This window comes from Pseudomonas sp. XP2 (assembly GCF_053557975.1).
In genome coordinates, this window is the sequence record NZ_JBNRIK010000007.1 from 148,710 (window position 1) to 158,174 (window position 9,465).

Here is a 9,465-nt window from a genome sequence, read left to right on the forward strand (position 1 = left end):
TCGGCTTTGTGTAGGAGCGGCGTTACTGAGTCACAGTTTCCAACTCTGGGGCTTCAGGTTGCGCTGCAGCCACTACCTTGCGCATCTGTTCACAACCCCACAGCACCCGTTCCGGTGTCGCCGGCGCGTCAATGTTCGGCTGCACGCGGTAGTCAGCCAGGCTGGCCACAGCATCCTTGATCGCACACCAGGCCGCAATGCCGAGCATGAACGGCGGCTCGCCCACGGCCTTGGAGTGGAACACGGTGTCTTCCGGGTTCTTGCGGTTTTCCACCAGCTTCACCCGCAGGTCCAGCGGCATGTCGGCGACTGCCGGGATCTTGTAGCTGGCCGGGCCGTTGGTCATCAGTTTGCCCTTGGCGTTCCACACCAGTTCTTCGGTGGTGAGCCAGCCCATACCCTGGATGAAGCCGCCTTCCACCTGGCCGATGTCGATGGCCGGGTTCAGCGAATCGCCCACGTCGTGCAGGATGTCGGCGCGCAGCATCTTGTATTCGCCGGTCAGGGTATCGACGATCACCTCCACGCAGGCGGCGCCAAAGGCGAAGTAGTAGAACGGCCGGCCGCGTGCCTGGCTGCGGTCGTAGAAGATTTTCGGCGTGCGGTAGAACCCGGTGCTGGACAGCGACACCTGGGCGAAGTACGCCTGCTGCACCAGTTGCTCGAAGCTGACGATCTGGTCGCGCACGCGTACATGGCCGTTGCGGAATTCGACATCTTCCTCGGTCACCTGATAGTGCCGTGCGGCGAACTCGGTAAGGCGCCGCTTGAGGATTTCGGCAGCGTTTTGCGCTGCCTTGCCGTTCAGGTCGGCACCACTGGAGGCGGCGGTCGGCGAGGTATTGGGAACCTTGTCGGTATTGGTGGCGGTGATCTGGATGCGGCTGAAATCCACCTGGAAGATCTGCGCCACCACCTGTGCCACCTTGGTGTTCAGGCCCTGGCCCATCTCGGTGCCGCCGTGGTTAAGGTGAATGCTGCCATCGGTGTAGATGTGGATCAGCGCACCGGCCTGGTTGAGGAAGGTGGCGGTGAACGAGATGCCGAACTTGACCGGCGTCAGCGCCAGGCCTTTCTTCAGGATCGGGCTGTTGGCGTTGAAGCGCCGGATCGACTCGCGTCGCTCGGCGTAGTCGCTGCTGGCCTCCAGCTCGGCGGTCATCTCCTCGAGCATGTTGTGCTCGACGGTCTGGTAGTAGTGGGTAACGTTGCGTTCGGTCTTGCCGTAGTAGTTGGCCTTGCGCACGGCCAGGGGGTCACGGCCCAGGTGGCGGGCGATATGGTCCATCACCTGCTCGATGGCGACCATGCCCTGCGGGCCGCCAAAGCCGCGGTAGGCGGTGTTGGAGGCGGTGTTGGTCTTGCAGCGGTGGCCATGCACGGTGGCATCGCCCAGGTAGTAGGCATTGTCGGAGTGGAACATGGCGCGGTCGACGATCGAGCCGGAGAGGTCGGGCGAGTATCCGCAGTTGCCGGCCAGGTCGAAATTGATGCCGTGCAGGCGGCCGTTGTCGTCGAAGCCCACATCGTATTCGACATAGAACGGGTGGCGTTTGCCGGTCATGGTCATGTCTTCGACCCGTGGCAGGCGCATCTTGGTCGGCTGCCCGGTCAGGCGCGCCACCACCGCGCACAGGCAGGCAGGGCTGGCGGCCTGGGTTTCCTTGCCGCCAAACCCGCCACCCATGCGGCGCATGTCCAGCACCACCTTGTTCATCGGCACGTCGAGCACTTCGGCGACCAGTTTCTGCACTTCGGTGGGGTTTTGCGTGGAGCAGTAGACGATCATGCCGCCGTCTTCGGTGGGCATTACCGAGGAAATCTGGGTTTCCAGGTAGAAGTGTTCCTGGCCGCCGATGTGCAGGGTGCCCTGAATGCGGTGCGGGGCGCTGGCCAGGGCGGTAGCTGAATCACCGCGCTGGTGGGTGTGGCTGTCGAGCACGAAGTGCTTCTTGCGCAGCGCATCGACCACATCCAGCACCGGCTCCAGGTCTTCGTATTCGACGATGGCGGCCATGGCCGCGCGGCGCGCGGTTTCAAGGTCACGGGCCGCAACGGCAAGCACCGGCTGGCCGAAGAACTCGACCTTGTCGATGGCCAGCAGCGGGTCACCGGCCACCACCGGGCCGATGTCTTTCAGGCCGGGGATGTCCTCGTGGGTGATGGCGATGCGCACACCCTCGAAGGCATAGCACGGCGTGGTGTCGATGCGCAGGATACGCGCATGGGCGCGGTCGGCGGTGCGCGCATAGACGTGCAACTGGTTGGGGAATTCCAGGCGGTCGTCAATGTACAGCGCCTCGCCAGATACATGCTTGTCGGCGCTGTCGTGCTTGACGCTGCGGCCAACCCCGGTGGTCAGGTCCTGGCTGAACAGCTCGGCCATCTCGGCCTGGCTCTTGGCTACGTGATGGTTAGACATAAGCGGTCACCCGGGTTTCGATGTGCGGCGTTTGCTGTTCGATGAAGTACTTGCGCAGCAGGTTTTGTGCGGTCAGCAGGCGGTATTCCTTGCTGGCGCGGAAGTCGCTGAGCGGGGTGAAATCCTCGGCCAGGGCCTGGCAGGCCCGCTCGATGGCGGCCTGGTTCCACGGCTTGCCGCGCAGCGCTGCTTCGCAGGCGCGGGCCCGTTTAGGGATGGCCGCCATGCCGCCGAAGGCGATGCGCACACCGCTGACCACGCCGTTTTCGATGCTGAGGTTGAAGGCCGCGCACACGGCAGAAATGTCGTCGTCCAGGCGCTTGGATACTTTGTAGGCGCGGAACGCCCAGTCATTGGTGGCGCGAGGCACGATGATCTTCTCGATGAACTCGCTGTCCTGGCGGGCGGTGATGCGGTAATCGATGAAGTAGTCTTCCAGCGCCATGGTGCGCTGGCGCTCGCCTTGGCGCAGTACGATCTGCGCGTCCAGGGCAATCAGCAGGGGAGGCGAGTCGCCGATGGGCGAGGCGTTGCCAATATTGCCGCCCAGCGTGCCCTGGTTGCGGATCTGCAGCGAGGCGAAGCGGTGCAGCAGGTCGCCGAAGTCCGGGTATTCCTCGTGGAGTGCGCCGTAGCAGTCGGTGAGCGGGGTGGCAGCACCGATTTCCAGGTGGCTGGCAGTTTTTTCGATGCGTTTGAGCTCGGCCACGTGGCCGACATAGATCATCACCGGCAACGTCCTGTGGAACTGGGTCACTTCCAGGGCCAGGTCGGTACCGCCGGCCAGCAAGCGGGCTTCGGGGTGTGAACTGTACAGGTCGGCCAGGTCGGCCACGGTCAGCGGCACCAGGCAACGCTTGTCGCCGCTGTTCAGCTCGCCGGTCTGGGTCGGTGCAATGGCCTTGAGGCGGCTGATGGTTTGCGCCTGCTGGGCATCGAACTGGTCGCGACAGGACTGGCGGCAGCTCTGCTCGGCGGCTTCGAGGATGGGGCGGTAGCCGGTGCAACGGCACAGGTTACCGGCCAGGGCTTCCTGGGCCTGGTGCAGGTCCGGGCCGCTGCTGTTTTTTTGCAAGGCGAACAGCGACATGACAAAGCCAGGGGTGCAGAAGCCGCATTGTGAACCGTGGCAATCGGCCATGGCCTGTTGCACGCTGTGCAGTTGGCCCTGATGCTTGAGGCCTTCGACGCTGATCAGTTGCTTGCCGTGCAGCGACGAGACAAAGGTGAGGCACGAGTTGAGGCTGCGGTAGCGCAGGCTGTCGTTGCCTTGCTCGTCCTGGCTCAGTTCGCCGACGACCACGGTGCAGGCGCCGCAGTCACCACTGGCGCAGCCCTCTTTGGTGCCGGGTTTGCCCAGGTGCTCGCGCAGGTACTGCAGCACCGTCATGTTCGGGTCCAGGGCGTGCTCACTATGCAGCTCCTGGTTGACGAGAAACTGGATCACGGGGATAGCCTCGCAATGGTTTTATTGTTGTTGGGCGGACTCTAAGCAACACCTGTCCAGCAGGTCAATATTTTTCTGACTCAAAGGTCAAGAAATTGCGCGTGTAGCCGCCCGGCCGAACACGTTGCCCATACAACAAGCATAGATCGCGCCGGGCGCGCGGCTGTCTGGCGGGTCAAATAAACCGCCTGGCCCCTCTGCGCGATTACCGCCCAAGTACGCTACAATCCGCCCCTTGTGCCCAGTTCAATGATTTTGAAGGAAAACCATGACGTTCAAGGCCCCGGACAGCCTCTCCGAGCAGATTGCCGATTACCTGGCCGAACGCATCATCCGCGGCGAGCTGGCGCCAGGCGAGCGTATCCAGGAGCAGAAGGTGACCTTGGCCCTCAACGTCAGCCGTGGCTCGGTCCGTGAAGCGCTGCTGATCCTCGAGCGCCGCCACCTGGTGGCGATTTTGCCGCGCCGGGGTGCCCACGTGACCGTGCTGGACGAGCGCAGCGTGCGTAGCCTGTGTTCCTTGATGGGCGAGTTCTACATCCTGCTGGGCAACGCGGTTGCGCAAAAATGGCGCACCGATGCCGACCTGCGCCCGTTTCTGGATATTCAGCAGCGTTTGCAGCGCGCCCATGACCAGCTCGACATCAAGACGTTTGTCGCCGAGAGCTTCGCGGTGATGCGCGCGGCCTATCCGTTCGCCGACAACCCGTTCCTGCAGGAAACCGTGGAAAACCTGCAACCGGCGATGAGCCGTGCCTACTATTTGTCGCTGGACCAGCGCCAGGCCAACATGATCGATTACCTGGACCTGTTCGCCCGCCTGCTCGACGCCGTGGTCGCCCGCGACCTGCCACGCATCCGGGAGGTGCTAACTGCCTACGGCCAGCGCAGCTGCGAACTGGTGCTGGCGGCGCTGGCCCGAGGCTGACCGATGCGCCTGAAGTGCATTCGCCTGGCCGGGTTCAAGTCGTTCGTCGACCCGACCACGGTCAATTTCCCCAGTAACATGGCGGCCGTGGTCGGCCCCAACGGCTGTGGCAAGTCCAACATCATCGACGCGGTGCGCTGGGTGATGGGCGAGAGTTCGGCAAAGAACCTGCGCGGCGAGTCGATGACCGACGTCATCTTCAACGGCTCCAGTGGCCGCAAGCCGGTCAGCCAGGCCAGCATCGAACTGGTGTTCGACAACAGCGAAACCACCCTGGTCGGCGAGTATGCCGCCTATGCCGAAATCTCGATCCGCCGCAAGGTTACCCGCGACGGGCAGAACAGCTATTACCTCAACGGCACCAAGTGTCGGCGGCGTGACATCACCGATATTTTCCTCGGTACCGGCCTTGGACCACGCAGCTATTCGATCATCGAACAGGGCATGATCTCCAAGCTGATCGAGGCCAAGCCCGAGGAACTGCGCAACTTCATCGAAGAAGCGGCCGGCATCTCCAAGTACAAGGAGCGGCGCCGCGAAACCGAGAACCGCATCCGCCGCACCCAGGAAAACCTCGCGCGCCTGACCGACCTGCGCGAAGAGCTGGAGCGCCAGCTGGAGCGCCTGCACCGTCAGGCCCAGGCCGCCGAGAAGTACCGCGAGTACAAAGCGCAGGAACGCCAGTTGAAGGCACGCCTTTCGGCCTTGCGCTGGCGCGGCCTGGACGAACAGGTACGCCAGCGCGAGTCGGTGATTGGCGACCAGGGTGTGTCCCATGAAGCACTGGTGGCCGAGCAGCGCAATGCCGATGCCAGTATCGAGCGCCTGCGCGATGGCCATCATGAATTATCCGAGCGCTTCAACCAGGTGCAGGGCCGCTTCTACTCGGTAGCCGGTGATATTGCCCGGGTCGAGCAGAGTATCCAGCATGGCCAGCAGCGCCTGCGGCAGTTGCAGGACGACTTCAAGGAAGCCGAGCGCACGCGCCTGGAGACCGAATCGCACCTGGGCCACGACCGCACCTTGCTGGCCACCCTGGGCGAAGAGCTGGCCATGCTCGAGCCCGAGCAGGAAATGACCCTGGCCGCCGCCGAAGAGGCCGCTGCGGCCCTTGAGGAAGCCGAGGCGGGCATGCACGGCTGGCAGGAACAGTGGGACAGTTTCAACAGCCGCTCCGCCGAACCACGTCGCCAGGCCGAAGTGCAGCAGGCGCGCCTGCAACAGCTGGAAGCCAGCCTGGAGCGTTTGGCCGAGCGCCAGCGCAAGCTGGGCGAGGAGCGCGAGCAACTGGGGAGCGACCCGCAGGATGCCGCCATGCTCGAACTGGCCGAGCAACTGGCCAGCAGTGAAATGCTGCTGGAAGAATTGCAGCTGTCCGAAGAACAGGTGGTCGAGCGCCTGGAAGGCGCGCGCGAGCAACTGCAACAGGCCACCCAGGCCCAGCAGCAGGCGCAGGGCGACCTGCAGCGCCTGGGTGGTCGTCTGGCCTCGCTCGAAGCCTTGCAGCAGGCCGCCCTGGAACCGGGCGCGGGTGCTGCAGGCTGGCTGCAAGGCCAAGGTCTGGAGCAACAGCCACGCCTGGCTGAAGGCTTGCGCGTAGAACCGGGTTGGGAGTTGGCAGTAGAAACGGTGCTTGGCGCCGATCTGCAGGCGGTGCTGGTGGATGATTTCGATACGCTCGATTTCACAGGCCTTGAGCAAGGTGAGCTGCGTTTGCTGCAGGCCAGCGGCAAGGGTTCATCGTTGCCTGGCAGCCTGCTGGAAAAGGTCGCAGGTCGCATCGACCTGGCGCCCTGGCTGGGCCAGGTCAAGCCTGTGGAGGACTTGGCCCAGGCACTGGCGCAGCGCGTGTCGCTTGGCGAAGGCCAGAGCCTGGTCAGCCGCGATGGCTACTGGGTTGGCCGGCACTTCCTGCGGGTGCGCCGTGGTGGTGAAGCTGAAGGCGGCGTGCTGGCGCGTGGCCAGGAAATCGAGCGCCTGGGGCAGGAGCAACAGGAGCAGGAAGCGGCACTGGAGCAGCTTGAGCAACAGTTGCAGGCCCTGCGCGAGCAGCAGCTGGACCAGGAAGAGCAGCGCGAACAGCTGCGCCGCCGTACCCAGGAAGAAAACCGTCTGCATGGCGAACTGAATGCCAGGCTCTCGGCCAGCCGCGCCCGAGCCGAGCAGGTCGCGTTGCGCCGTCGGCGCCTGCTTGAAGAACTGGCCGAGCTTGAAGAGCAGCGCGCCGTGGAGCACGAACAGCTAGGCGAAGCGCGCCTGCTGCTGCAGGAGGCCCTGGAGCTGATGGCCCAGGACACCGAGCAGCGCGAGCAACTGATGGCTCGCCGCGACACCCTGCGCGAAGCCCTCGACCGGGTGCGCCAAGAGGCCCGCCAGCACAAGGACCACGCCCACCAGTTGGCCGTGCGCTTGGGCTCGCTGCGCGCCCAGCACGACTCCACCCGTCAGGCCCTGGAGCGCCTGGAGCAGCAGGCAGCGCGCCTGACCGAGCGCCAGGAGCAACTGAGCCTGAACCTGGAGGAGGGCGAGGCCCCGCAGGAAGAACTGCGCCTGAAGCTCGAAGAGCTGCTGGAGCGGCGTATGAGCGTCGACGAGGAAATGCGCTTGGCCCGCCTGCACATGGACGAAGCCGACCGTGAACTGCGTGATGCCGAAAAGCGCCGCACCCAGGCCGAGCAGCAAGCTCAGTTGCTGCGCGGCCAACTGGAGCAATTGCGCCTGGAGTGCCAGGGGCTGGACGTACGACGCAAGACCTTGCAAGAACAGCTGCTGGCCGATGGCTACGACCTGCAAGGCGTGCTCACCACGCTGGAGGCCGAGGCCAGCGAGCAGGGTACCGAACAGGAGCTGGAGCAGCTTGAAGCACGCATCCAGCGCCTGGGTGCGATCAACCTGGCCGCCATCGAGGAATACCAGCAGCAGTCCGAGCGCAAGCGTTACCTGGACGCGCAGGACGCCGACCTGGTCGAAGCCCTGGAGACCCTGGAAAACGTCATTCGCAAGATCGACAAGGAAACCCGCAACCGCTTCAAGGATACCTTTGATCAGATAAATGCCGGATTACAGGCACTTTTCCCAAAAGTTTTCGGTGGTGGCAGCGCTTATCTGGAACTGACGGGCGAAGATTTACTCGATACAGGGGTGACGATCATGGCGCGACCCCCGGGCAAGAAGAACAGCACCATTCATCTGCTGTCCGGCGGCGAGAAGGCACTGACCGCTTTGGCGCTGGTGTTTGCCATCTTCAAGTTGAACCCCGCACCGTTCTGCATGCTCGACGAGGTCGATGCACCGCTGGACGATGCCAACGTCGGGCGCTATGCGCGCCTGGTCAAGGAAATGAGTGAAAGCGTGCAGTTCATCTACATCACGCACAACAAGATTGCCATGGAGATGGCGGACCAATTGATGGGGGTGACCATGCATGAACCCGGTTGCTCACGCCTTGTTGCAGTTGATGTGGAGGCGGCCATGGCCATGGTCGACGCTTGATGCGCGACGATGCGGGCACATTCTGTAGCGAAATGCCCCCGTCATGTGCGACAGACGGTGTAAAGTTGTCTTTGGTCGTGCTAGCTTAATGTCACTCGTTTTTTGCGTGGGTAAAACGCCTGTCAGAACATAGAGTTGGCGCCACGTGTTAAAGGGCTTTGAACCCTTTGTTTTCAAGCATATTTTTATAGAGGCACGGGATTACATGGAAATCGGTCTGCGCGAGTGGCTGATCGTCATCGGCATCATTGTCATTGCCGGGATTCTTTTCGACGGCTGGCGCCGCATGCGCGGCGGGAAAGGCAAGTTGAAATTCCGTCTGGATCGCAGTTATTCCAACCTGCCGGAAGAAGAGGGTGGCGGCGCCGAAGTGCTCGGCCCGTCGCGCGTGCTGGACGCCCACAAGGAGCCTGAGCTGGACGAAAGCGACTTGCCGTCGCTCAGCGCCTCTTCGCGTGACCGCGAACGCGAGCCCAAGCCGGCCAAGGCCAGCAAGCGCAACAAGCGCGCCACCGTAGCGGCTGATGTACAGCAGGGTGACCTGAACCTGAGTGCCGACACGCGCGAGCCCGACCTTTTTGCTGACAGCAATGACGACTTTGCCGCCGACAACACCCGCAGCAGCACGGGTACAGCGCCTGCCAGTAGCGTCAAGGAGCTGCCACCGGCCGAGGAAGTGCTGGTGATCAGTGTTATCTCCCGTGACGAAGGCGGCTTCAAGGGCCCGGCGTTGCTGCAGAACATTCTGGAAAGCGGCCTGCGCTTCGGCGAAATGGACATTTTCCACCGCCACGAGAGCATGGCCGGCCACGGCGAAGTGCTGTTCTCCATGGCCAATGCGGTCAAGCCAGGCGTGTTCGACCTGGACGATATCGACCACTTCAGCACCCGCGCTGTGAGCTTCTTCCTTGGTCTGCCGGGCCCGCGTCATCCGAAGCAGGCGTTCGACGTGATGGTCGCTGCGGCACGCAAACTGGCCCACGAACTCAACGGCGAGCTCAAGGACGACCAGCGCAGCGTGCTGACTGCCCAGACCATCGAGCACTACCGCCAGCGCATCGTCGAGTTCGAGCGCCGCGCGCTGACCCAGAAGCGCTGACAGATCCAGACGAAAGAGCAGCCTGAGGGCGTGCTGGTCGGTTCGGGAGTTACTGCCCGACCCGGCCCTATCGCCGG

Annotated in this window: 5 protein-coding genes; 3 read left to right on the top strand and 2 right to left on the bottom strand. The window is 63.4% G+C overall.

The annotated features are described in order from the left end of the window. Positions 1-22: 22 nt before the first annotated feature. Together xdhB and xdhA are read right to left on the bottom strand one after the other, a co-directional pair. Positions 23-2,422, bottom strand: coding sequence for a xanthine dehydrogenase molybdopterin binding subunit (gene xdhB, locus ACK1VC_RS10775; protein ID WP_016488358.1), 2,400 nt, complete (start codon positions 2,420-2,422; stop codon positions 23-25). Continuing rightward, a complete protein-coding gene (xdhA, locus tag ACK1VC_RS10780; protein ID WP_449117953.1) occupies positions 2,415-3,869 on the bottom strand; it encodes a xanthine dehydrogenase small subunit in 1,455 nt (484 codons plus the stop codon). The genes xdhB and xdhA overlap by 8 nt, the downstream gene beginning before the upstream one ends. Positions 3,870-4,137: 268 nt before the next feature. On the opposite strand from xdhA, the gene ACK1VC_RS10785 reads away from it, so the two are divergent. The 3 genes from ACK1VC_RS10785 to zipA all read left to right on the top strand — a co-directional run bounded on the left by ACK1VC_RS10785 (position 4,138) and on the right by zipA (position 9,388). After that, entirely contained in the window at positions 4,138-4,797 is a 660-nt protein-coding gene (locus ACK1VC_RS10785) for a GntR family transcriptional regulator (protein WP_016488356.1), read from the top strand. A gap of 3 nt (positions 4,798-4,800) precedes the next feature. Then, complete coding sequence (gene smc / locus ACK1VC_RS10790) at positions 4,801-8,289, top strand: chromosome segregation protein SMC (protein ID WP_102688969.1); 3,489 nt, start codon at positions 4,801-4,803, stop codon at positions 8,287-8,289. Between the two features lie 205 nt (positions 8,290-8,494). Further along, positions 8,495-9,388 carry a cell division protein ZipA gene (gene zipA / locus ACK1VC_RS10795; RefSeq protein WP_016488354.1) on the top strand — a complete coding sequence of 298 codons (894 nt, stop codon included), beginning with the start codon at positions 8,495-8,497 and terminating at the stop codon, positions 9,386-9,388. Positions 9,389-9,465: the final 77 nt, after the last annotated feature.

Coding starts and splice junctions, on each gene's coding strand:
- zipA (WP_016488354.1), top strand. CDS start 8,495: ATGGAAATCGGTCTGCGCGAGTGGCTGATCGTCATCGGCATCATTGTC.
- smc (WP_102688969.1), top strand. CDS start 4,801: ATGCGCCTGAAGTGCATTCGCCTGGCCGGGTTCAAGTCGTTCGTCGAC.
- xdhB (WP_016488358.1), bottom strand. CDS start 2,422: ATGTCTAACCATCACGTAGCCAAGAGCCAGGCCGAGATGGCCGAGCTG.
- ACK1VC_RS10785 (WP_016488356.1), top strand. CDS start 4,138: ATGACGTTCAAGGCCCCGGACAGCCTCTCCGAGCAGATTGCCGATTAC.